The organism is Streptomyces bullii (assembly GCF_042657145.1).
In the GTDB taxonomy this organism is placed as follows: domain Bacteria; phylum Actinomycetota; class Actinomycetes; order Streptomycetales; family Streptomycetaceae; genus Streptomyces; species Streptomyces bullii.
On record NZ_JBHSNY010000001.1, the window covers coordinates 875,865 to 899,992 of the forward strand.

The 24,128-nt window shown below is 74.1% G+C and carries 14 protein-coding genes and 1 pseudogene; 13 read left to right on the top strand and 2 right to left on the bottom strand.

The features are described from left to right. The first annotated feature begins 71 nt into the window (after positions 1-71). The 9 genes from ACFPZJ_RS03960 (at position 72) to ACFPZJ_RS04000 (ending at position 18,080) form a co-directional block, all read left to right on the top strand. Positions 72-3,758 carry an FHA domain-containing protein gene (locus ACFPZJ_RS03960; protein ID WP_381017336.1) on the top strand — a complete coding sequence of 1,229 codons (3,687 nt, stop codon included), beginning with the start codon at positions 72-74 and terminating at the stop codon, positions 3,756-3,758. A gap of 182 nt (positions 3,759-3,940) precedes the next feature. Further along, positions 3,941-5,338, top strand: coding sequence for an ABC transporter substrate-binding protein (locus ACFPZJ_RS03965; protein WP_381017143.1), 1,398 nt, complete (start codon positions 3,941-3,943; stop codon positions 5,336-5,338). Between the two features lie 4 nt (positions 5,339-5,342). Beyond that, positions 5,343-6,689, top strand: coding sequence for a carbohydrate ABC transporter permease (locus tag ACFPZJ_RS03970; protein WP_381017146.1), 1,347 nt, complete (start codon positions 5,343-5,345; stop codon positions 6,687-6,689). Beyond that, entirely contained in the window at positions 6,686-7,600 is a 915-nt protein-coding gene (locus tag ACFPZJ_RS03975; RefSeq protein ID WP_381017149.1) for a carbohydrate ABC transporter permease, read from the top strand. The genes ACFPZJ_RS03970 and ACFPZJ_RS03975 overlap by 4 nt, the downstream gene beginning before the upstream one ends. Before the next feature lie 142 nt (positions 7,601-7,742). Next, positions 7,743-10,007: a bifunctional glycosyltransferase/CDP-glycerol:glycerophosphate glycerophosphotransferase gene (locus tag ACFPZJ_RS03980; protein ID WP_381017151.1), complete on the top strand. Its 2,265-nt coding sequence runs from the start codon at positions 7,743-7,745 to the stop codon at positions 10,005-10,007. A gap of 145 nt (positions 10,008-10,152) precedes the next feature. Continuing rightward, on the top strand, positions 10,153-12,357 hold the full coding sequence (locus ACFPZJ_RS03985; protein WP_381017154.1) for a CDP-glycerol glycerophosphotransferase family protein: 2,205 nt from the start codon (positions 10,153-10,155) through the stop codon (positions 12,355-12,357). Position 12,358: 1 nt separating this feature from the next. Continuing rightward, positions 12,359-14,581 carry a bifunctional glycosyltransferase/CDP-glycerol:glycerophosphate glycerophosphotransferase gene (locus ACFPZJ_RS03990; protein WP_381017157.1) on the top strand — a complete coding sequence of 741 codons (2,223 nt, stop codon included), beginning with the start codon at positions 12,359-12,361 and terminating at the stop codon, positions 14,579-14,581. Continuing rightward, positions 14,578-16,389: an arabinofuranosyltransferase AftB family protein gene (locus tag ACFPZJ_RS03995; protein ID WP_381017160.1), complete on the top strand. Its 1,812-nt coding sequence runs from the start codon at positions 14,578-14,580 to the stop codon at positions 16,387-16,389. Before ACFPZJ_RS03990 ends, ACFPZJ_RS03995 begins: the two co-directional genes overlap by 4 nt. Positions 16,390-16,520: 131 nt before the next feature. After that, positions 16,521-18,080, top strand: a complete 1,560-nt coding sequence (locus tag ACFPZJ_RS04000; RefSeq protein WP_381017163.1) for a hypothetical protein — start codon at positions 16,521-16,523, stop codon at positions 18,078-18,080. Between the two features lie 31 nt (positions 18,081-18,111). Here ACFPZJ_RS04000 and ACFPZJ_RS04005 read toward each other — a convergent pair whose 3' ends face one another. Beyond that, positions 18,112-18,525 carry an organic hydroperoxide resistance protein gene (locus tag ACFPZJ_RS04005; RefSeq protein WP_381017164.1) on the bottom strand — a complete coding sequence of 138 codons (414 nt, stop codon included), beginning with the start codon at positions 18,523-18,525 and terminating at the stop codon, positions 18,112-18,114. Positions 18,526-18,630: 105 nt separating this feature from the next. Between ACFPZJ_RS04005 and ACFPZJ_RS04010 the strand changes: the two genes are divergently transcribed. The 4 genes from ACFPZJ_RS04010 (at position 18,631) to galE (ending at position 23,307) form a co-directional block, all read left to right on the top strand. Continuing rightward, positions 18,631-19,089: a MarR family winged helix-turn-helix transcriptional regulator gene (locus tag ACFPZJ_RS04010; RefSeq protein WP_381017166.1), complete on the top strand. Its 459-nt coding sequence runs from the start codon at positions 18,631-18,633 to the stop codon at positions 19,087-19,089. A gap of 121 nt (positions 19,090-19,210) precedes the next feature. Next, positions 19,211-20,464 (top strand): glycosyltransferase 87 family protein, encoded by a 1,254-nt coding sequence (locus ACFPZJ_RS04015; RefSeq protein ID WP_381017169.1) that lies wholly within the window; start codon positions 19,211-19,213, stop codon positions 20,462-20,464. Positions 20,465-20,510: 46 nt separating this feature from the next. Next, complete coding sequence (locus tag ACFPZJ_RS04020) at positions 20,511-22,235, top strand: glycosyltransferase (protein WP_381017172.1); 1,725 nt, start codon at positions 20,511-20,513, stop codon at positions 22,233-22,235. Positions 22,236-22,326: 91 nt separating this feature from the next. After that, entirely contained in the window at positions 22,327-23,307 is a 981-nt protein-coding gene (galE, locus tag ACFPZJ_RS04025) for a UDP-glucose 4-epimerase GalE (protein ID WP_381017175.1), read from the top strand. A gap of 17 nt (positions 23,308-23,324) precedes the next feature. On the opposite strand, the pseudogene ACFPZJ_RS04030 reads toward galE, so the two are convergent. Continuing rightward, a pseudogene (locus ACFPZJ_RS04030) lies at positions 23,325-24,100 on the bottom strand (IS5 family transposase); the annotation flags it as partial. Positions 24,101-24,128: the final 28 nt, after the last annotated feature.

Consider the following 24,128-nt stretch of genomic DNA (forward strand, 5'->3'; position numbering starts at 1 on the left):
ACGTACTGGCCGATGTGCTCGTGTGGGGTGGGGGGAAATCCGCGCCCGCGCAGAAGGGACCGCTGACGGCGATGCAGATCCGGCTGACCGTCGTAGACCCGCTGGGCCCGCCCGACCGGGCGCGGGACCGCGCCGCGAGCTGCGACGTGCTGGTGACGGCACCCGCCGGTACGGCTCTGGCCGCGGTGGCGAACGCCCTGGCCTCGGCGGTCGCCGGCGAAGGCGGCACCGGCCGCGACACCGGCTCGGGCTCGGCCGTGCTGTACGCCGGTGCCGAGCGCCTGGACGCCCAGCGCTGCACGCTCGGCGAGCCCCCGCTGACCGACGGTGCCGTGCTGTACGTGGGTGCCCCGGGCGAGCCCGAACCGCACCCCGAGCTGGACGACGCACCGGCCCAGCTCCAGGTCGTCGCCGGCCCCGACGCGGGCGGCGTCCATCTTCTGCACGGCGGCGAGATCCGTATCGGCCGCTCCGCCGAGGCCGACGTCCCCCTCGACGACCCGGACGTCTCGCGGGTGCACTGCGCGGTGACGGTGGCCGCCGACGGCCGCGTCTCTGTCGCCGACCTGGACTCCACCAACGGCACGACACTGGACGGCAGGCGCGTCGGCCCCCGCCCGGTCCGCTTCGCCCCGGGCGCGCTGCTGCGGATCGGCGAGTCGGCCCTGCGGCTGGCCCCGGCCGGTGGCCCCGGGGCCCGGGTCGAGACGGCCCCGGACGGCGAGGGCCACGTACGCGTGCCGGACCCCGGCGGCCAGGCGGCCCCCATACCCGCCGGCTCCTCCGGGGCCACCCACCACTCCTACGGCTCGGCGGCCCGGGACGGCACCGGCAGGGGCCACGACTCGGGCGAACCGGCCCTGGTGCCCGAGCAGGGCGGGGCACCGCGGATCGAGAGCCGGGGCGCCGGGGACGCACAGGGGGGTTCCCTCCGGGACAAGGGGCCGCGTACGGCTTCCCCCGGGGGCACGGCTCCCCGGGCGGATTCCCCTCAGCACACGGCACCGGGAGACGCGGCCTCGCGCACGGGCTCCCCCAGGGACGCGGCACCCGCGACCGCACACGAGGCCGTGCGCCGTGTCCCCCGCGGGCACGGCGGGCCCCCGCCGGTCTCGGGGGACGGTGACACACACGCGGGGCGTTCGGGAGTCGGGGTCCCGGGCGGAGCCGTCGGCGGCGGAGGCCCGGATCGAACGGCCGCGCCCGCCTGGCCGGCCGACGGGACAGCGCCTCGCACGGCGCCCCCCGGCGTTCCGGCCGCCCGTGCCCACGAAAACATCGCCGGCACCGTCCCCGACGGCATCCCTGACGACGGCGTGGTTCCCTCGGCCACGGCCTTCGACGACCGGTCCTCTCCCACCGGCCTGGAGACCAGCCGCAAGGGCACCCCGCTGCGCGGCACCGACCTGCCGCAGGGCGGTGGTCGTCGGCGGGGCGGGCTCACCGCGTGGGCGCGGCGGCTGGCCGGGGGGCGTGGCGAGCCGGGGGCGGCCGGGCGGAGCGCGGGGTACGAGGGGGAACCGGCCGGTGCGGTGGCCGGGCCCCCGGCCGTCACGGCGCCGGTGCGGGAGACCTGGCCGGACGCGGCCACACTGCTGCTGACGGCGCTCGGCCCGGGGCCACGGCTGTGGGAGCGCGGGCCGGGGCACCCGGAGGCGCTGGCGGTGCGGCTCGGCACGGCCGACCGGCCCGCGCCGGACGGCTCGGGCCTGCTGCCCGCCGTCCCGGTGACCGCCGGACTGCGCGAGGTCGGGGCGCTGGGCCTGGCCGGTCCGCGTGACCGGCTCGCCGGGCTGGCCCGCGCGGTGCTGGCGCAGCTTACGGCGCTGCACTCCCCCGACACCCTGGAGATCGTGCTGCTCAGCGCGGACCGCTCCCGCCCCCTTGAGGAGCGCACCGCCGAGTGGTCCTGGCTGGGCTGGCTGCCGCACGTCCGCCCGGGGCACGGCCAGGACTGCCGTCTCCTGCTCGCCTACGACCGCGAACAGGCCACCGCCCGCACCGACGAACTGCTGCGCCGTCTGGAGGACTTCGCGTCGGACGCGGGTGCCGGTGCGCGGCCGGCCCCCGTGCGGGCGCCGCGCGACCAGGGCCCCGCCCGGCGTCCCTCCTGGGCCCTCGACGACGACGGCACCGACGCGGAGGACGGCTTCGCGGGTCCGTACACCGTGCTCGTCGTGGACGGGGACCCCGGTGGTGCGGGCGTGCGCGAGGCGGTGGCACGGCTGGCCTCGGAGGGGTCGCGGGCCGGGATCCACGTGGTGTGCCTCGCCGAGACGCCGGCCGCCTCCCCGGTGTCCCCGGTGACGGTGACGTACGAGGCGGCCTGCGCGGTGTCACCGACGTTCCGGGAGTGCGGTGCCGTCGCGCTGCTCAGCGGTGACGTGGCGACGGCCCTGCGGCTGATGCGCGTGGCCCGCACCGCGCCCGGCGCCGACCCGGGCACCGGGGTGGGAGTCACCGTCCCCGGCCCGATCAACCACGGCACCGTCGCCACCGTCGACGCCGTCTCCCTGCCCTGGGCGGAGCGGTTCGCCCGGGCCCTGGCGCCGCTGCGCCCGGACAGCGCCGCCGGGGAGCGGCACACGCGCGTGTCCGCCCCGCTGCCCCAGGCGGCACGGCTGCTCGACGAGCTCGGGCTCGCCCGGGCCACCCCGGCGTCGCTGATGGCGCGCTGGGCGGACGCCGCCGACGACCCGGAGGCGCTCGGCGGGCGGGTGTGCGCCGTGCTGGGGGCCGGGCCGCGCGGCCCGGTCGGCGTGGACCTCGCGGCCGACGGACCGCATCTGCTGATCGAGGGACCGGCGGGCAGCGGCCGCACGGAGCTGCTGCGGGCGATCGTCGCCTCGCTGGCCGCGGCCGAGCGGCCCGACCGGCTCGGCCTCGTGCTGGTGGACGGCCGGGGCGGCACCGGCGCGGGCGGCGGGGCCGGGGACGGCCTGCGGGTGTGCACGGACGTGCCGCACGTGACGACCCATCTCACCACCAACGACCCCGTGCGCATGCGGGAGTTCGCGCAGTCCCTGAGCGCCGAGCTGAAGCGGCGTGCCGAGCTGCTGGGCCGGTCCGACTTCGCCGAGTGGCACACCGGCCGGGAGCTGTCGGGCCGTATGGTCACGCAGCGCACGGCGGCGGCGCGCGGCACCGCGACGGCCGCGGACCACACCGGTGACCTGGACGCCCCGCCGAGTGCGACGATCCGGCTCCGGCCGGGGGCGTCGCGCCGGAAGACCGAGGCCGCGCCGCCGCTGCCCCGGCTCGTCGTGGTCGTGGACGACCTGGACGCGCTGGTCTCCCCCGCGCTCGGCTCACCCGGACGGCCCGCGGCCGGATCGGTGATGCGGGCACTGGAAGCGGTGGCCCGGGAGGGTGAGCGGCTGGGCGTGCATCTGGTGGCGGCCGGCGGGCCGTGCGCCCGTACGGCGCAGACCGAGCCGGTGCGGCGGGCCACCCTGCGCGTCGTCCTCGACGCGCCCGCGCCCGGCCCGGACGAACCGGCCCCCGGCCGGGGGCGGCTGACCTACGCGGACGGGCGGGTCACCCCGTTCCAGGGCGGGCGGGTCACCGGCCGTATCCCGCGGACGGCGACCCTGCGTCCCACGGTGGTGCCGTTGGAGTGGCACCGCATGGGCGATCCGCCCACCCGCCGCCCGGTGCGGGAGCTCGGCAACGGGCCCACGGACCTGGCGTTGCTCGCCAGTGCGCTGGAGCGCGCGGCGCGCGAGGTCTCGGCGGTCAAGGTGCCGTCGCTGCTGTAGTGCAGAAGACTGTGGCCGGGGAGACGGTCGCGCACGGCTGCTCCCGGCCGGCCGCGTCACGACGCGGTCACGATCTCCGCCTTGACAGCCGACGCGCTCTTGCCGACCCGACCCCCCAGGCGTAGACCAGATCGCACGGGACAGCGCTCGACGTTCGACGAGGAACGAAGAACGGGGCAGTGATGCGCAGGACGAGCAGCACCATCCGGAAACGCAGGTCTCCCAGGCACCCGAGGACGGGCAGAGCCGCGGCCGCCCTTGCCGCGGGCGCACTGGCGCTCTCGCTCTCCGCCTGCGGCGGGGGCGGCGACGGCGGCGGGAACGACCCGGGCGGCGGCACCCAGGGAACCGGCTCCACCGTCACCCTCCCCGAGCTGAACGGTCAGAGCATCGAGGTCGCCGCCGTGTGGACCGGCACCGAGCAGGCCAACTTCAAGAAGGTCCTCGCCGAGTTCGAGAAGCGCACGGGCGCCAAGGTGACGTTCGTGCCCGCCCAGGACCCGATCATCAACTTCCTCGGCTCGAAGATCGCGGGCGGCCAGCCGCCGGACGTCGCGCTGCTGCCGCAGCCGGGCGCGATCAAGCAGGCCGTGGACCGCAAGTGGGCCAAGCCGCTGGGCGCGGAGGCCGTCAAGGAACTCCAGGAGAACTACTCGCAGGGCTGGCAGGACATCGGCAAGGTCGACGGCCGGCAGTACGGCGCCTACTACAAGGCCGCCAACAAGTCGCTGATCTGGTACAACGCCCAGGTCTTCGAGAACGCCGGGGCGAGCGAGCCCAAGACCTGGAAGGAACTGCTGACCACCGCGCAGACGGTGTACGACTCCGGCGTGACCCCGTTCTCGATCGGCGGCGCCGACGGCTGGACGCTGACCGACTGGTTCGAGAACGTCTACCTGTCCCAGGCGGGCCCGGAGAAGTACGACCAGCTGGCCCAGCACGAGATCAAGTGGACGGACCAGTCCGTCGCGGACGCACTGAAGACCCTGGCGGAGATCTGGGGCAAGAAGGACTACATCGCGGGCGGCGCGAACGGCGCGCTGCAGACCGAGTTCCCGGCCTCCGTGACGCAGACCTTCACCGGCGGCGACCAGCCGAAGGCGGCCATGGTCTTCGAGGGCGACTTCGTCCAGGTCAACATCGGTGAGACCGAGGCGAAGGTGGGGACGGAGGCCAAGGTGTTCCCGTTCCCGGCGGTGGGTGAGACCGCGCCGGTGGTCTCCGGCGGCGACGCGGCGGTGATCCTGGAGGACTCCGAGGCGGCGCAGGCCCTGGTCACCTTCCTCGCCTCCCCGGACGCGGCGACGATCCAGGCCAAGCTGGGCGGTTACCTCTCGCCGAACAAGAACGTGGAGAACTCCGCGTACCCCAACGACGTGCAGCGCAAGATCGCCAAGGCGCTGGTCGACGCCGGGGACGACTTCCGCTTCGACATGTCCGACCAGGCCCCGCAGGCCTTCGGCGGCACGCCCGGCAAGGGCGAGTGGAAGATCCTGCAGGACTTCCTGAAGAACCCGCAGGACGTCGCGGGCACGCAACGGAAGCTGGAGGCCGAAGCGGCCGCCGCGTACGGAGGCTGACGTCATGGCGTCGGCCACGGCGGGAGGGGTCCCTTCGGTCCCTCCCGCTCCCAAGTCGCGCAAGAGTGTGACGGGCACCCGCAAGACGGTGGCGGCGCTGTTCCTGCTGCCCGCCCTGGTGCTGCTCGGCGCGCTCGTGGTGTACCCGATCGGGTACTCGGTCGTGCGCAGCTTCTACGACCAATCCGGCGACGGCCTCGCCGGATTCGACAACTACGAGGCCCTGTTCACCGACGAGGGCATCCGCACCGCCCTGAAGAACAACGTCATCTGGGTGGTGTTCGCGCCGACGGTGGCCACCGCGCTCGGCCTGATCTTCGCGGTGCTGACCGAACGGGTGCGCTGGGGCACCGCGTTCAAGCTGGTCGTCTTCATGCCGATGGCGATCTCGATGCTGGCGGCGGGCATCATCTTCCGCCTGGTCTACGACCAGGACCCGGACAAGGGCGTCGCCAACGCGGTGTGGGTCGGCGTCCACGACACCTTCGCTCAGGCGTCGGCGTTCCCGAAGGCGCACCCGGGCCGCGAGTCGCCGCTCCAGGCGGCCGGCGGCGGCGCCTTCGTCACCAAGTCGCCGGTCCGCGCGGGCGAGGTCGTCAACCTGCCCCTGGTGGGCGTGGCCCCCGACCAGATGCCCGGTGACGCGAAGAACGCCGCGGCGGCGAAGCCCGAACCGGACAAGATCACCGGCACGACGTGGCAGGACTTCACACGCGGCAAGGGCGTCGGCAGGCTCAACGAGGTCGACGCCTCGGAGCTGGGCTACGCCGGCATGAGGATCGAGGCCGTCAAGGACGGCAGGGTCGTGGAGACGGCCACGGCCGGCGACGACGGCACCTTCACCCTCTCCGCCAAGGCCGACGGGGCCCAACTGCGGCTGCCCCCGAGCAACTTCAAGGAGCCCTACAACGGCCTGGACTGGCTCGGCCCGTCCCTGGTGACGCCCGCGATCATCGGCGCGTACATCTGGATGTGGGCGGGTTTCGCGATGGTGCTGATCGCGGCCGGACTCGCGGGCGTGCCCCGGGAGTTGCTGGAGGCCGCCCGGGTCGACGGGGCGAACGAGTGGCAGGTGTTCAGACGGGTCACGGTGCCGCTCCTGGCGCCGGTCCTCGCGGTCGTCACCGTCACCCTGATGATCAACGTGCTGAAGATCTTCGACCTGGTCTTCATCATCGCGCCGGGCTCCTCCCAGGACGACGCGAACGTCCTCGCGCTGGAGCTGTACCGCAAGGGCTTCTCCGAGAACCAGCCGGGCATCGCGAGCGCGATCGCGGTGTTCCTGCTTCTGCTGGTGATTCCCGTGATGTGGTTCAACGTCCGTAGGCTCAGGCGGGAGGTGCGGCGATGACCGCGGACGCCGCAGGTGTCACCAAGGCGGCACCGCCGCCCGTCACCACCGTCAGGGCCAGGCAGTCGCTGGGCTCCCGGCTCGCCGAGGGCGTCAGCGGCGGTCTGGTCCGCGTGTTCCTGATCGTCGTCGGCCTGTTCTGGCTGGTGCCGACGGTCGGTCTGCTGCTGGCCAGTCTGCGCACCCCGGAGGACATGGCGGCGGACGGCTGGTGGAACGTGCTCGCCGAGCCGTCGCAGCTCACCTTCGACGCCTACCGGAGGCTGCTGGAGAACGACGACATCACCGGCTCCCTGCTGAACACGGTCTACATCACCGTCCCGGCGACCGTCCTGGTCGTGGTGATCGGCTCCCTGGCGGGGTATGCCTTCGCCTGGATGGAGTTCCCGGGCCGCGACTGGTGGTTCCTGGGCGTGGTCGGGCTGCTGGTGGTGCCGGTGCAGGTGGCGCTGATCCCGATCGCGGAACTCTTCGGCACGATCGGCATCTTCGGGTCGCTGGTCGGCGTGGTCCTCTTCCACGTCGGCTTCGGCCTGCCCTTCGCGGTGTTCCTGCTGCGGAACTTCTTCGCGGAGATCCCCCGGGAGCTGCTGGAGGCGGCCCGGCTGGACGGGGCCGGTGAACTGCGGCTGTTCGCGCGGGTCGTGATGCCGCTGGCCGCACCGGCGATCGCCTCGCTCGCCATCTTCCAGTTCCTGTGGGTGTGGAACGACATGCTGGTGGCTCTGATCTTCACCGACTCCGGGAGCCAGCCGATCACGGTCGCCCTGCAGACGCAGGTACGGCAGTTCGGCAACAACATCGACGTGCTGGCCCCGGGCGCGTTCATCTCCATGGTGATCCCGCTGGCCGTGTTCTTCGCGTTCCAACGGCAGTTCGTGTCCGGCGTGATGGCGGGCGCGGTGAAGTAGCCCGTGCGACACGGGCATTGAGGGGGCGGACCCGGGCCGGGTCCGCCCCTTCGGCGTTCCCCCGGATGCAGCAGCCGCCGTAACCGGGACGGCGCATCGGCCGTTCCCGGGCCGAACGCCCGCGCCGACCGATGGATGCCTCTTGCCCAGGTTCAGTGTCATTGTCCCCGCGTACCAGGTTCAGGCGTACCTGCACGAGTGCCTGGAGTCGGTGCTCAACCAGTCGTATCCCGATCTCGAACTGATCGCGGTGGACGACCGCTCGCCGGACGCCTGCGGCGCGATCATCGACGAGTTCGCCGCCCGTGACGCGCGGGTCCGGGCCGTGCACCTGCCGAAGAACGTCGGGCTCGGTCCCGCCCGCAACGCCGGCATGGCCGAGGCCACGGGCGACTACCTGCTCTTCCTCGACAGCGACGACACCCTCACCCCGGACGCGCTGCGCTGCCTCGCCGACCGGCTGAAGGAGACCGGCGAACCGGACGTCCTGGTCTACGACTACGCGCGCACGTACTGGTCGGGCGAGGCCGTGCGCAACCAGGCCGCCGCGCAGCTCACCGAGCGGGGCCCGGCACCGTTCCGCCTGGAGGACCGGCCCGGCCTGCTGCGGCTGCTCATGGTGGCCTGGAACAAGGCCTACCGGCGGGAGTTCGTCGAACGGGAGGGCTTCGCCTTCCCGCCCGGCTACTACGAGGACACGCCGTGGACGTATCCGGTCCTGATGACGGCGGAGTCGATCGCGACCCTGGACCGGGTGTGCGTGCACTACCGGCAGCGCCGGCGGGGCGGCATCCTGCGCACCACCACCGACCGGCACTTCGACGTCTTCGAGCAGTACGACCGGGTCTTCGCGTTCCTGGCGGAGCGGCCCGAACTGGTCCGGTGGAAGCCGGTGTTGTTCGGCCGCATGGTCGACCACCTGGTGACGGTGTACACCCGGCCGGACCGGTTGCCGCGCGGCTCCCGCGCCGCCTTCCTGCGCCGGGCCCGCGCCCACTACCGCCGCTACCGTGCCCCGGGCGCGTCCGTCGCGCCGCGCGCCCGCGTCCACCACACCCTGATCCGCTGCGGCCTGCACCGGACCTACGAGGCCCTCCGGCTGGCGTCGGCCCTGCGGCGCCGGGTGGCCCGGTACGGCCGGCAACTCCTGCGGGGCGTCCGCCGCGTGCTGCTGCGGTCCCACTACCGGCTCCAGCGGTGTCTGCCCCTGCGCGCCGACCACGCCGTGTTCGCCGCGTACGGGGGCCGGGGCCACGGCTGCAACCCGGGCGCGCTGGAGCAGGCGTTCCGCACGTTCGCCCCGCACGTCCGCACGGCGTGGGCGGCGCGCCCCGAGCACCACCACACGATCCCGCCGGGCCCCCGCCGCCTGACGCCGGGAACCGCCGCGTACTGGACGGCCCTGGCCCGCTCCAAGTACCTGGTGCACAACACCGACTTCGACCCCCGCCTGGTCAAGCGCCCCGGCCAGGTCCTCGTCCAGACGCAGCACGGCACCCCGCTCAAGCACATGGGCCTCGACCTCCAGGAGCGCCCGGCGGCCGGCGGCGGCACCGACTTCGCGCGGCTGCTCCAGGGCGTCGACCAGTGGGACTACGTGCTGTCCGCCAACCGCCACTCGACCCTGACCTGGGAGCGGGTGTACCCGGGCCGCTACACGACGCTGGAGTACGGCCATCCCCGCAACGACGTGTTCCACACGGCGGGCCCGCGGGACGTGGCCAGGCTGCGCGAGTCGCTCGGCATCCCCGAGGGCACGGTGGCGATCCTGTACGCGCCGACCCACCGTGACTACCGCCGCGGCCAGTCCCCCGCCCTGGACCTGCAACGCGTGGTGCGCCGCCTGGGCCCGCGCTTCGTCGTCCTGGCCCGCGCCCACCACCGGCACGGCGGCCCGCTGACCGTCACCTCCGGCCGGGTCGTCGACGTCAGCGACCACCCGAGCGTCGAGTCGCTGTGCCTGGCCTCGGACGCCCTGGTCACCGACTACTCGTCCCTGATGTTCGACTACGCCAGCCTCGACCGGCCGATCGTGATCCACGCCGACGACTGGGAGGCGTACGAGGCGGCCCGCGGCACCTACTTCGACCTGCGTGCCTGCCCGCCGGGCGCGGTCGCGCGCAGCGAGGACGAGCTGATCGACATCTTCGCCACCGGCCACTGGCGCGGCTCGCGCTCCACCCAGCTGCGCACGGCGTTCCGCCGCCGGTTCTGCCCGTACGACGACGGGCACGCCGCCGAGCGCGTCGTCCGTCATGTCGTGCTCGGCGAGCGGGACGTGCCACCGGTCGTGCCGCTCGACGAACGGCGTCCGGTGCCGTCGTGCGACGCCTCGCGGGAGCATCCGCCGCTCGCGACCGTGGCCCAGCAGCCCGGCGGCGCCCTCACCGGCCCCGACCTGAACTGACACCGCCGTATCCACTTCCGGGAGTTCGTATGCCACCCAGCTCGTCGCGGCCCACGCCGACCCGGCCGCCCACCTTGCGGCCGGCGGGGCGGCCCGGCCGCCTTCCCCTGGCCTGAGAGCAGCCGTACGACACGGAGAGAGCAGAATGCCCCGCTTCAGCATCATCGTCCCGTCGCATGGGGTCGCGGGCCGGCTGTCCCAGGCGCTGGACTCGGTCCTCGTGCAGTCCTTCGGCGATTTCGAGCTGATCCCGGTCTGCGACAGCCCCGACTGTCCCGCGGCGGACGTGGCCGCGCGGTACGCCGAGCGGGACTGCCGGGTGGCTCCCGTGCACGCGCCGCCGTCGGCCGGTCTGGCCGGGGCGCGCAACACCGGGACGCGGGCCGCGACCGGCGCGTATCTGTTGTTCCTCGACGGCGACGACGTCCTGGTCCCGGGCGCGCTCGCGGCACTGGACGCGCGCCTGAGGCGGACGGGTGACGTCGACGTGCTGCACTTCGAGCACGAGCGCACCCCCTGGTGGGAGGGCGAGCCGTCCAACCCGGCCGCTCCCCTGCTGGCGGGGGCACCCGACGGGGCGTTCGGCCCGGACCGGGCGCCCCGGCTGACGGGCGTGCGGCTGCCGGCGTGGAGCGCGGCCTGTCGCCGGGCGTTCGTCGCCGAGCACCGTCTCGCCTTCCCCGACGGCCACTTCACCGACGTCGGCTGGGGCGGTCTGGCCGTGCTGCGGGCCGAGCGGATGGCGGTGCTGCGCTCGGTGGTCGTACGGCATCTGGTGCGCCGGCAGGGCAGCCGGCTGCACCAGCCGGGCGAGCACCACACCGAACTGCTGGACCAGGCCGAACTGGTGCTCACCCGTGCCGCCGAGCAGGGACTGTCGCCGGAACGGTCGCACCCGCTGTTCGAGCAGCTGTTCGCCGTGATCCTGAGGACGGCCGCCCACCCGCAGTGGCTGCCCGCCGGACACCGGGACTTCTTCCGCCGGGCCGGCGCGCTGTACCGCCGCCACCGCCCGGCCGGCTTCCAGCCCCCCGGCGGCAGGCTCGGCGTGCAGCACCGGCTGCTGGCGGCCGGCTCGTACGCGGCGTTCCGCGCCCTGCGCGAGGCCAACCGGACCGTGTCGAGGGCCGTCGAGCGGCTGCCCGGCACCCACGGGGCGCGCACCCGCCTGCGGTACCGGGCCCAGCTGCGCCGCCCTCTCGACCCGAACCTCGCCGTGTACTGCGCGTACTGGGGCCGCGGCTACGCCTGCAACCCGGCGGCCATCCACGCCAAGGCCCGTGAACTCGCCCCCCACATCCGGTCCATGTTCCTCGTGGAGCCCGGCCAGGCGCACACCGTGCCGCCGGACGTCGAGTACGCCGTGATCGGCAGCCGCCGGTACTGGGAGGTGCTGGCCCGCGCGAAGTACCTGGTCAACAACGCCAACTTCGCGGAGGGCGTGGTCAAGCGCCCCGGCAGCGTGCACCTGCAGACCCAGCACGGCACGCCGCTGAAGACGATGGGCGTCGACCAGTCGACGTACCCGGTGGTAGCCGCCACGACCGGCAGCTTCGCCAGACTGCTGGGCCGCGTGGACCGCTGGGACTACAACCTCTCCGCCAACCGCCACTCCACCCAGATGTGGGAGCGCGCCTTCCCGGGGTCGTACGAGCACCTGGAGTACGGCTATCCGCGCAACGACGTGTACTACACGGCGACCGCCGACGACGTGGCCCGCGTCCGCAGAAAGCTGGGCGTCCCGCCGGGCGCGACGGCCGTCCTGTACGCCCCCACCCACCGCGACTACCGCACCGGCTTCGAGACCGGCGGCCTGGACCTGGAGGCGTTCTGCGAGGAGGCCGGCGACGACGTCGTGGTGCTGCTGCGCGCCCACTACTTCTACGACCGGGGCGGGCGCGCGAGCAGCGGCCGGGTCATCGACGTGACCGGGCACCGCTCCTCGGAGGACGTGTGCCTGGCCGCCGACGCGCTGGTCACCGACTACTCGTCGATCATGTTCGACTACGCCAACCTGGACCGGCCGATCGTGGTGTACGCCGACGACTGGGACGTCTACCGGGAGACGAGGGGCGTCTACTTCGACCTGATGGCGCAGCCGCCGGGCCCGGTGGCGCGGACGCCGGAAGAGCTGGCGCGGGTGTTCCGCGACGGGGCGTACGCGGGCGGCGAGTCCCGGCGGCTGAGAGCCGCCTTCCGCGAACGGTTCTGCGAGTTCGACGACGGGCGGGCCGCCGAGCGCGTCGTGCGCCGGGTGTTCCTCGGCGAGCCGCCCGAGGCGATCGAGCCGGTGATCCCCCTGGCCGAGCGGGTCCCCGCACCCGCCGCGACGACCCTCGTGAGGAGCTGACGTGCCGCGCTTCAGCGTCATCATCCCCTGCTTCCGGGTGCAGGGCTTCCTGCGGGAGTGCGTGGACTCGGTGCTGGAGCAGTCGTACCGGGACATCGAGGTGATCGCCGTGGACGACTGCTCGCCGGACGGCTGCGGGGCGATCCTCGACGAGTACGGGGCGCGCGACGAGCGGGTGCGCGTGCTGCACCTGACGGAGAACGTCGGCCTGGGCCGGGCCCGCAACGCCGGCCTGCCGCACGCCACCGGCGACTACGTCCTCTTCCTGGACAGTGACGACACCCTCACCCCGGGCGCGCTGCGCGCGATGGCCGACCGCCTCGACGAGACCGGGGACCCGGACGTGCTGGTCTTCGACTACGCCCGCACGTACTGGTGGGGCGGCACGAGAAGGAACGTCCTCGCGCACGTGCTCGCCGAGGCGGGCGAGGGCACGTTCACCGCCGCCGAACGTCCGGAGATCCTCGACCTGCTGATGGTCGTGTGGAACAAGGCCTACCGGCGTGACTTCGTCGAACGGGAGGGCTTCGCCTTCCCGCCCGGCTACTACGAGGACACGCCGTGGACGTTCCCGGTGCTGCTCAGCGCCGGGCGCATCGCCACGCTGGACCGGATCTGCCTGTACTACCGCCAGCGCCGGCAGGGCAACATCCTGTCCACCACCAGCCGCAAGCACTTCGACATCCACGCGCAGTACGAGCGGGTGTTCGCGTTCGTCGACTCCCGCCCGGCGCTGGCGGGCTGGCGGCCGTATCTGCACGCCAAGATGGGCGAGCACTGTCTGGACATCCTCGCCAAGCCGGACCGGCTGCCCCCGTCCGCCAAGGGCGAGTTCTTCCGCCGTACCGCCGAGATGTTCCGCGCATACCGGCCGGAGGGTGCCGAGGTGCCCGCCGAACTGCGGGTGCTGGAGGGCGCTTACGCGGCCTACGTCGTCCGGCGGCAGGCGGGTCGGGCGGCCCGGGAGCTGGGACGGCGGGCACAGCGGGCGCGGGGCGCAGCGGTCGCGCGCGCCGGCCGGGCCCGCTCGGCGCTCACCCTGTGCCGCCCGCTGGACGAGAACCTCGCCGTGTACTCGGCGTTCTCGCACCGGGGCGTGCTCGGCGACCCGGCGGCGATCTACCACAAGGCGCGCGAACTCGCCCCGCACATCCGGGGGGTGTGGGTGCTGGCCGACCAGGAGCAGGCGGCGGGCCTGCCGGCGGACGTGGAGCACGTGATCCTGGGCTCCGCCGCCTACCGCCGGGTCACGGAGCGGGCCACGTTCTTCGTCAACAACGTCAACTGGCCCGGCACGCTGGTCAAACGCCCCGGCAGCGTGCACGTCCACACCCACCAGGGCACCCCGCTGAAGTACATGGGCGCCGACCTGCTGGACAAGCCCGGCGCCCGGCACGGCCTGGACGTGCCGCAGATGCTGCGCCGCGCCGACCGCTGGGACTACAGCCTGGTCGCCAACCGGTACTCCGAGCTGGTGTGGGAGCGGGCGTACCCCTGCCACTTCAGCTCGCTGCGGACCGGCAGCCCGCGCAACGACGTCCTGGTCGACGCGGCGCCCGGGCACGGGGCGGCGGTCCGGGCCCGGCTGGGCATCCCCGGGGACCACACGGTCGTGCTGTACGCGCCGACCCGCCGGGACCACCGCAGGGGCGGGTACGTGGAGCGGATCGACCTGGCGCGGTTCGCGGCGGACCTGGGCGAGGGCCACACCCTCGTCGTCCGGCTGCACCCGTCGCTGGCCACCGGCCCGGCGCGCGGCCTGGGCCTGAGCGAGCTGCACCGGCGGGGCGTGCTCGTCGACGCGACGGACGAGCCGCACGTGGAGGACGTGCTGCTCGCCTCCGACGTGCTGGTCACCGACTATTCGGCCCTGATGTTCGACTACGCCAACCTGGACCGGCCGATCGTCGTGCACGCCGACGACTGGGGCGCGTACGCCGCCGCCCGGGGAGCCTACTTCGACGTCACGGCCGAGCCGCCGGGCCATGTCTCGCGCTCCTACCGGGAGCTGGCCTGGCTGTTCGCCTCGGGAACGTGGCGGGACGAGGAGGCGGCGCGGCTGCGGTCCGCCTTCCGGGACCGGTTCTGCGAGTTCGACGACGGGCGGGCCGCCGAGCGGGTCGTCCGTCTTCTCCTGCTGGGGGAACGGGAGCGCGTGCCGCTGCCGGCGCCCCGCCGGTCCCCTGCGGTGCGCACCCGGTCCGAGGAGCTGATCCAGCGATGACGACGCCCGCCACGCCAGGGACCGCGCCCGCCCTGCCGGCCCAGCGGGGCCCGTGGCAGCGGCTGCCGGCCTCCGCCGGGCGGCTGCGCCGGACCGCGCGGTGGTGGCCCGCGGCGCTGGTCGCCGTGCCCACCGCGGTGCTGTTCGCGCTGGGCTACCGGCGTCGCTGGATCTGCGACGACGGCCTCATCTACCTGCGCCCCGTCCGGCAGATCGTGGCGGGCAACGGACCGGTGTTCAACGTCGGTGAGCGCGCGGAGAGTTCGACGGGCACGCTGTGGCAGTGGCTGCTCGCGCTCGTCACCTGGGTCACCGGCGCGGATCCCGCGTTCCTCGCGGTCGGGTCGGGGCTGCTGCTGAGCACGGCGGGTTTCGCGTGCGCGCTGTACGCCACCTGCCGTCTGCACCGTGGCGGGCGGCTGCTGCTCCCGGCGGGCGTGCTGGTGCTGACGGCCGTGCCGCCGGTGTGGTCGTACATGACGTCGGGCCTGGAGAGCGGGCTCGGCACGTGCTGGACGGGCCTGTCGTGGTGGCTGCTGACGCGCGTCCGACGGGGGCAGCGGGCCCGCGCCGCGTACGGCGCCGCCTTCGTGTTCGGGCTGGGTCCGCTGGTGCGTCCGGACCTGACGGTCGTCACGGTGTGCTTCCTGGCCGCGCAATGGTGGGTGCTGCGCCCGCCCGCGCGGGGCTGCGTGAGGGCGATCGCGGCGGCCGGGGCGCTTCCCCTCGCGTACGAGGTCTTCCGGGCGGGGTACTACGGGGTCCTCGTGCCCCTGCCCGGCATCGCCAAGGAGGCGGGCGCCAGCGCCTGGGCCCGGGGCGCCGGATACGTGCAGGAGACACTCGGCCCCTACTGGCTGTGGCCGGCGCTCCTGGTGCTCGCCGGGGTGACCGGCCTGCTGGCGCGGGGCGTCCGCCGGCAGCGGCGGGCCGGGGAGCCCGGGCGGGTCTCGCTCGCGGTGCTGCTGGCACCGTGCGTCGCGGGCCTGCTGCTGGCCTGCTACGTGATGCGCGTCGGCGGTGACTACATGCACGCGCGGATGATCCTGCCCGCCCTGCTGCTGGTGCTGCTGCCGGTCCTCGTCGTCCCCGCGAGCCGGGTGACCGCGGCCGCGAGCGGACTGCTCCTGGTGTGGCTGTGCGCGGCGGTCAGCCCGCTGCGGCAACCGTTCGACGTGCGGAGCACGCCCATGTCCTTCAACGTGCGCAGTTCCGACGTGGCCAGTCTCGGCGACCACAACCCGGTGCGCACCGCCGCCTGGGTGGAGAACTGGCCGGCGCTTCCCGAGGCGCGCGGGATGCTGGCCGAGGCCGTGGACGCACCGCGGCCCACGCTGCTGTACTTCGACGGCGAACGGCGGCTGCACGCCACGCCGATGCGCGCCGACGCGCCCTACCATGTGGTGATGGTGGGACGCCATCTCGGGGTCACGGGGGCCGCGGCGCCGCTCGACACGTACGTCAACGACGCCTGGGGACTGGCCAGCCCCGTCGGTGCGCATCTGGCGCTGGAGCGGTGGAGCTGGCCCGGTCACGAGAAGTTCCTGCGCAACCACTGGATCTTCGCCGAGTGGGCGGTGCAGGAACCGCCCGAGGCCGACCTGCTGCGGGCCGGGACCTCACGGGAGGACGTCGCGGCGGCCCGTGCCGCCCTGGAGTGCGGCCGGCTCGCCGAGCTGAGGGAGTCGGTCCGGGCTCCCCTGACCGCCGAGCGCTTCTGGCGGAACCTGACAGGGGCCCTGGAGCGCACCGCGTTCCGGTTCCCCCGCTCGCCCGCCGCCGCGGAGCGCGAACTCTGCGGCAAATGAGGCCGGCCCTCAACCGCGAGGGACCCTCCCTGGCGTACCGCCTCACTCGATGAAGTGGCGCCCGGTCATGGCGTCGCCGTGGGCGGGAACAGTCGGCCCATGGCCAAGACGCTTCCTCTGCCCACCGCACGATGACCGCCGGGCTCCTCCCCCGGCTGTCGTCGGGCGGCGTGACGGCGCTGCGCGGCGGCCGGACCCGGCGCCCCACCCCGTACCTGGTCCTCGGTCTCGCCTTCTGGCTGCTGATGTGCCTGGCGTACTGGCGTGTGCCGCTGTGCTGTGACGCCGGCCAGCACGCGGCGGTCGTCGAACGCCTCAGGGCGGACCTGCTCCACCCACGCCACCCGACGGCGGACCTGCCGGGAGCGGGCAGCCCCTACTACTCGCCGTACGCCGTCGCGCAGGGCGTGTTCGCCCGGCTGACGGGGCTGACCGGCTGGGAGGTCGTGAGACTCGCCGGGCCGGTGAACCTGCTGGTGCTGCTGACGGGCCTGGGCCGCTTCGTCCGCGTGCTGACCCCGCGGCCGTGGGCGCCGGTGCTCGCGCTGGGCGCGATGACGCTGCTGTGGGGCACCGAACGGGCCTGGTGGAGCGGCTATCTGGGCCTGATGTCGATGACGGGCACGCTCGGCTATCCGTCGGCGTGCGCGATCGGGCTCACCCTGTGGGCGTGGGCGCTGACGGGCGCGCGGGCGCGGGACGCGGGACCGGTGCGGTACGTGGGGCCGAGCGGGCTGCGGGGGCTGGCCGGGTACGCGGGGCTCGGCGCGCTCTACGGGCTGATCCTGCTGGTCCATCCGATCACGGCGGTGGCGGCGGGGCTGGGAGCCCTCGCCCTGGTCGCCGGGTGGCAGCGCGGCTGGCGGACCGCGGTCGCCGGGCGCTGGGCGGTGACGGCCCTGTCGGCCCTGCTGGTGGCCGGGTCGTGGCCGTACTTCGACGTGTTCGCCCTGGCCGGGGACGGCAGCGTCGACGCGATGCACCGGCGGCTGTACGAGGATTTCGGCGGGCGGTTCTGGCTGGTCCTGCTGGGGCTGCCGGCGCTGTGGCTGCGGGCCCGGCGCGGCGCGTGGCGGGACCCGCTCGTGCTGATGTTCGCCCTGTTCTGCTTGGTGGTGGCGTACGGCTGGGTCAGCGGGCACTACACCTACGGCCGGATGCTCGGGCTCGCGGTGCTGCCGCCGCAGTGCGCGCTGGCGGTGGAGCTGGCCGCGCCCCGGCCGTGGCCCCGCTGGCGGCGGCTGCTGGGCGGGGCCGCGGCGGCGGGCGCCTGCGCCGGGTTCCTCACGGTCCACGCGGGGGCGGTGGTGCCGCGCCCGCTGGACCCGGTGGGCTTCGAGCAGCCGCCGCGGTGGCCGTCGTACGACTGGGCGGCGCGGTACGTCCGGCCCGGCGAGGTGGTGATCACCGACGGCTACTACGCCGTCCACGCGATCGCCGGGCACGGCCCGAACCTGGCCGCGCCCGCCTGGCCGGACCCGGCGCTGGACGAGCGGGAGCGGCAGCGCCGGCTCGCCGACGTCCGCGCCTACCTGGCCCCGGAGTCGACCCGCGCCGAGCGCGCCGCCATCGCCCGCCGGTACCGCGTGCGCTGGCTGCTGCTGACGCGCTGGCACCCGGTGCCCGAGGAGGCGGTGGTGGTGGCGTGGAGCCGGCGGACGGGGGAGGTGCTGGCGCGGGTCGGGGGGTGACCCCGCTCGTCGGTTCGGATGAGCCCGGCGCCTACTCGATGACGAGGTCGACGGGGATGTTGCCGCGCGTGGCGTGGGAGTACGGGCAGACCTGGTGGGCCTGCTCGACCAGCTTGCGGCCGGTGGCCTCGTCGACGCTGTCGGGCAGTTCGACGCGGAGGGTGACGGCGAGCGCGAAGCCCTCGCCCTGCTTGCCTATGCCGACCTCGGCGGTCACGGCGGCGTCGCTGACGTCGACCTTCGCCTGCCGGCCGACCAGGCCGAGGGCGCTGCCGAAGCAGGCGGCGTACCCGGCGGCGAACAGCTGCTCCGGGTTGGTGCCCTGGCCGTTGCCGCCCAGCTCCACGGGCATGCCCAGGGCGAGGTCCAGGGTGCCGTCGGAGCTGACGGCGCGGCCCTCGCGGCCGTGGGTGGCGGTGGCGACAGCGGTGTAGAGCGCGTCCATGGAAAACCATCCCTGTGTGAGGAGACGAGTCGTTGACGCCGACGATTAGAGCACACAATTAAGTTGTGCACAACTAGATAGCGAGCGCAGCGCTATCCTGGAGGCATGACCACGCCCACAGCGGACTGGCTCCGGCTGGACCAGCAGATCTGCTTCTCACTGAACGCCGCTTCGCGGGCCTTCGGCGGCGTCTACCGAGTGATCCTCAAGGACCTGGGGCTCACGTACCCGCAGTACCTGGTGATGCTGGTGCTCTGGGAGCACGGCACGCTGCCCGTGAAGAAGCTGGGCGAACACCTGCGTCTCGACTCCGGCACGCTGTCCCCGCTGCTCAAGCGGCTGGAGGCGGCCGGCCTGGTGCGCCGGGAGCGCAGCGCGCGCGACGAGCGCTCGGTGGAGGTCCGGCTGACCGAGGAGGGCACCGCCCTGCGGGAGCGGGCCCTGGAGGTGCCGCGCCGGATAGCCGCCGCGACCGGCTTCGACCTGGACGAGATCCGCGCACTGCGCGCCCGCCTGGACCAGCTCACCAGGGCACTGGACGCGGCCGCGTCGGAGCAGGCGTAGGCACGACCCGCGGCCGACGGCAACCGGGAAGGACCGATCGGCCCCTGTAGGCGAGCTCTTACCGTCCTATGGCGGTGTATTAGCGCTCTGACGGCATTCGTCCGACTTACGATCCGCCGTGATGAGACGTCGCTTCCTCGCCCTCGCCGCCGCCTGGCTGACGACCCGCGCCCTGATGCTGGTGCTGCTCGCGTTCAGCGGCCTCCCCCTGCTCGGCGGCGGCGCGGCGGCGCGCGAGGTGTGGCACCTCTACCACCACTGGTACGGCGTCCTGGCCGACGGCGCCTTTCCGGCGCAGGACCCTCGGTGGCAGTACCCGCCGGGCGCGGGACCGGTGCTGCTGTCGCCCGCGCTGCTGCCGTGGCTGACGTACTTCCAGGCGTTCGTCGTCCTCACCCTCCTCGCCGACGCCGCGGTCACCGCCGCGCTCGCCCGCGCGGGGACCCGCCCCGGTCACAGCCTGCGGGGCGCCGCCCTGTGGACGGGCGGCCTCCCGCTGCTGCTGCACGTCCCGCTCGTCCGCTACGACGTACAGGTCACGGCGCTCGCGGTGTTCTCCCTGCTGGCGACGTCCCGCCGGCCCCGCGCCGGTGGCGTGTTCGCGGCGCTGGGCGCGCTGGTGAAGGTGTGGCCCGCGCTGGTGCTGCTGGGCACGCCCAGGGGAGGCGTGACGCGCTCGGCGTGGACGTGGGCGGCGGCCACCGGGGCGCTGACCGTGCTACTGCTGTCGGCCGTCTTCGCCGACCCCCTCTCCTTCCTGCGCCAGCAGGGCCGCCGGGGCGTGCAGATCGAGTCGCTCGGCGGGACGGTGCTCTCCTTCGCCACACACGCCGGCTGGCCCGGGACGGTCGGCTACCGCTACGGGGCGCTGGAGTTCACCGGGCCCCACGTACGGACCGTCGCGGACGTCTCCCTCGTGCTCACGGTGGTCGCCTTCGGGCTGCTGGCGCTGTGGCGGCTGCGGGCGCGGCACTGGACGCCGGCGACACCGTACGACGCCGCGCTGAGCGCGGTGCTGCTGTTCACCGTCACCAGCCGGGTGATCAGCCCGCAGTACATGATCTGGCTGCTGGGGCTGGCCGCGGTGTGCCTGACCTCGCGGCACACCGCGCAGCGGCCGGTCGTGGTGCTGGTCGTGGCGGCGACGGCGGTCAGCGCCGTGGTGTACCCGCTGCTGTACCACGAGGTCCAGGACCGCACCTGGACGGGCTGCGCGCTGATGCTGCTGCGCAACGGGCTGCTGGTCGCGGCCGCCGTGCTGTCCTTCTCCCGCCTGTGGCGTGCGAGCAGACCCCGGCCGGGAAACACGGCCGCCGGGAGTGAACCGGAGCCCGGCGGGGACCGTCTTCCCCAAGGGGTACCAAGTACCTCGTAACGGGGCTAACCATGAACACCTCTGTCAATCCGGCACATGGACGCACATGAACGATCCTCTGGACCAGGTCGCCGCCGTGGCCGTCGTCGTCATCGGCTACGACGACGCCGCCCATGTGACGGACGCCGTGCGCTCGGCGCTGGCGCAGGGCCCCGCCGTGCGCGAGGTCGTCGCCGTCGACGACTGCTCGACGGACGGCAGCGCCGGCCTCCTCGCCCGCCTGGCCGCGACCGAGCCGCGCCTGACGGTGGTCCGGCGCCGGGTCAACAGCGGCGGCTGCGGCAGCCCGCGCAACACCGGGCTCGACGCGGTGTCCGCGCCGTACGTGATGTTCCTGGACAGCGACGACGTGCTGCCGCCGGGCGCGGTGGACGCGCTGCTCGGGGCGGCCGAGCGGGAGCGGGCGCAGGTCGCGAGCGGGCTGTGCGTGCGCCGGGAGCTGCCCTCGGGGCGCGAGACGCCGTGGGAGGAGCGCCTGTACGCGGAGCACGCCGTCATCGCACAACCCGCGCTGCGCCCACGCCTGGTCCACGACACGCTGTGCGTCAACAAGCTCTACCGCACCGGCTTCCTGCGCGAGCACGGCATCCGCTTCCCCGAGGGGCGGTTCCGCTACGAGGACGTGGTCTTCACCGCCCGGGTGCTGGCCGCCGGGCCGCGCATCGCGCTCGTCCCCGACCGGGTGTACGTATGGCACGTGCGCCGGTCCGCCGAACGGCTGTCGATCTCGCTGGACCGCGCGGGCGTCGACAACTGGCGGGCACGCACCCACGCGTGCCGACTGGCGTACGACACCCTGCTGGCTGCCGGGCAGAAGCAGCTCGCGCGGGCGGCGCGCGCCAAGTTCCTCGACCACGACCTGCGCATGTACGCGCGCGAGCTGGGGCTGCGCGACGCGCCCTACCGGCGCTCCTGGTGGGAGCTCACGCGGGCGCACCTCGCGGAGTACGACGCGGCCGACTGGGCGCGGAACCCGGTCGCGCCCGGCCGCCTGATCGGCCGGGTCGTCCTGGCCTCCCCCGAGCCACGCGACCTGCCCCGGCTGCGCGACCTCGCGGCGCGCCCGGCCCGCCTGCTGCCGCCCTACGCGCGGACCGCCGACGGCACGCCCGTCTGGTCGGACGACCTGCCCCGGATCACCCTGGACGCCCTGCTGACCCGCCCGGTCCGCCTGCTGCCCCTGGCCGTCGACGCGGAACTGCGGCACCGGGCGGGGGGCGCCCGGCTGCGGCTGCGCCTGCACGAGCTGTACGGCCGGCTGGCGGAGGCGGGCCCCCGGGCGGTGGACGTGGAGTGGCGCCGACGGGAGGACGGGCGGGCGGGACCCCGCCGCACGACGGCGCTCGTACGGACCGACGGCACGGATGACACCGACGGTATGGCTGACGTCGGCCGCACGGATGACACCGGCCGCACAGATGGCACCGGCCGCACAGATGGCACCGGCCGCACGGATGGGGCCGACGGCTGCGAGGGCACCTGGTCGGCCGAGACGACCGTGGACCTCGCCGAGCTGGCCGCCGCCGGCAGCGGCACGTGGGACCTGCGGCTGCACGTCCGCTTCCGCGACGGCGCGAGCCGCGAGGTCACGGCGCACGCGCGGGCGGGCGCCGGGCTGCTGCGCCGCCGCGCCGTCCCGAGCGCCCGGCACGGGGTGGTCCTCGTGCAGCCGTACGCCACTCACTCCGGCTCCCTGGCGCTCCGTGTGGCGTCCGGCGTGCGCGGAGTGCTGTCCGTCGCACGCGGAAGGCTGCGGCGCCTGCTTCACTGATATCCGGGACACTCCCGGCACGCACCCGCACGCAGCAGCACCAGCACCGGCACCCGCACCACCCGGCCACCTGACGAGGGGACGACCGCACATGACCTGGTTGATCACCGGCGGCGCCGGCTACATCGGGGCGCACGTCGTACGGGCGATGACCGAGGCGGGGGAACGGGCGGTGGTGTACGACGACCTGTCCACCGGCATCGCGGAGCGCGTGCCGGACGGGGTGCCGCTGGTGGTGGGCTCGACCCTGGACGGCGACCGGATCGCCCGCGCCCTCACGGACCACGGCGTCACCGGCGTCGTCCACCTCGCGGCGAAGAAGCAGGTGGGCGAGTCGGTGGACCTGCCGCTGCACTACTACCGGGAGAACGTCGAGGGCCTGCGCGTTCTGCTGGAGGAGGTGACGGCGGCCGAGGTCCCGTCCTTCGTCTTCTCGTCCTCGGCGGCGGTGTACGGCATGCCGGACGTGGACCTGGTGACGGAGGACACGCCGTGCGTGCCGATGTCGCCGTACGGCGAGACAAAGCTGGCCGGCGAGTGGCTGGTCCGCGCCACGGGCCGGGCGACGGGCCTGTCCACGGCGTCCCTGCGCTACTTCAACGTGGCGGGCGCGGCACGTCCGGAGCTGGCGGACGTCGGCGTCTTCAACCTCATCCCCATGGTCTTCGAGAAGCTGACGGAGAACGCGCCCCCGCGCATCTTCGGCGACGACTACCCGACCCCGGACGGCACCTGCGTACGGGACTACATCCACGTCGTCGACCTGGCCGAGGCCCATGTGGCCGCGGCCCGCGCGCTGCGCGCCGCCCCCGGCCGCGACCTGACCCTGAACATCGGCCGGGGCGAGGGCGTCTCCGTCCGCGAGATGATCGACCGCATCAACGCGATCACCGGCCACGACCGACCGCCCACCATCACCCCGCGCCGCCCCGGCGACCCGGCCCGCGTCGTCGCCTCCGCCGACCGGGCCGCCACGGAACTGGGCTGGAAGGTCCGCCACGACGTCCAGGACATGATCACCTCGGCCTGGGAGGGCTGGCTCCGCCTCCACCCGGAGGCGGCCCGGGCCTAGGGCCTGTTCTGACGGGATCACGGGAGGGCTGGCAGGCTGCGTAACCAGAGGACGGATCCGCGCAGGTGGAGCCCGGCGGCGTAGCTCTCGGGTGTCTTGTCGTAGCGGGTGGCCAGCCCCCGCCGCTCCTTGAACTTGTTGATGGCTCGCTCGACGGTGTTGCGATCTTTGTAGAGCGTGGCGTCGTGGCTGACCGGGCGGCCGCCGGAGTGTCCCTTCTTCTTGCGGTTGGCGGCCTGGTCGGCCTTCTGCGGGATCACCGCCTTGATGTTGCGTCTGCGCAGGTGGGCGCGGTTGGCGCGGGAGGAGTAAGCCTTGTCGCCGGCCACTGCGTCCGGCCTGGTCCTGGGACGGCCGACCCGGCCGCGGACCTTGATCTTCTTGAGGACGGGGATGAAGCGCGGGCTGTCCGCGGCCTGACCGGGGGTGAGGATGATGGACAGCGGACGGCAGCGCCGCTCCACGGCGAGGTGGACCTTGCTGGTCAGCCCGCCCCGGGAGCGGCCCAGTTCGGCGGCCCGCAGCCGGGCCCTGCGGCGTCGGCGCACGGCCCAACGCTGGTCCCGCTCGGGATCCTCCATGTCCGCGGACCCCTCTCCTACGGGGTCGTTTTGCCCCTTTGCTGCAGCCCCTTTTCCTCCGCCACGGCCTTCTCCAGATCCTCAAGGAGTTCCGGGTCGACCACCATGCCCGCCGCATGGTGATGCGCGCGGACAACCGTCGAGTCCACACTGGCCAGGCTGAGATCGACATCGTCGCGGAACGCCCCCAGCGGCAGGTGCGGCTCGATCAACTCCCACTCGGCATCGGTCAGGTCACCA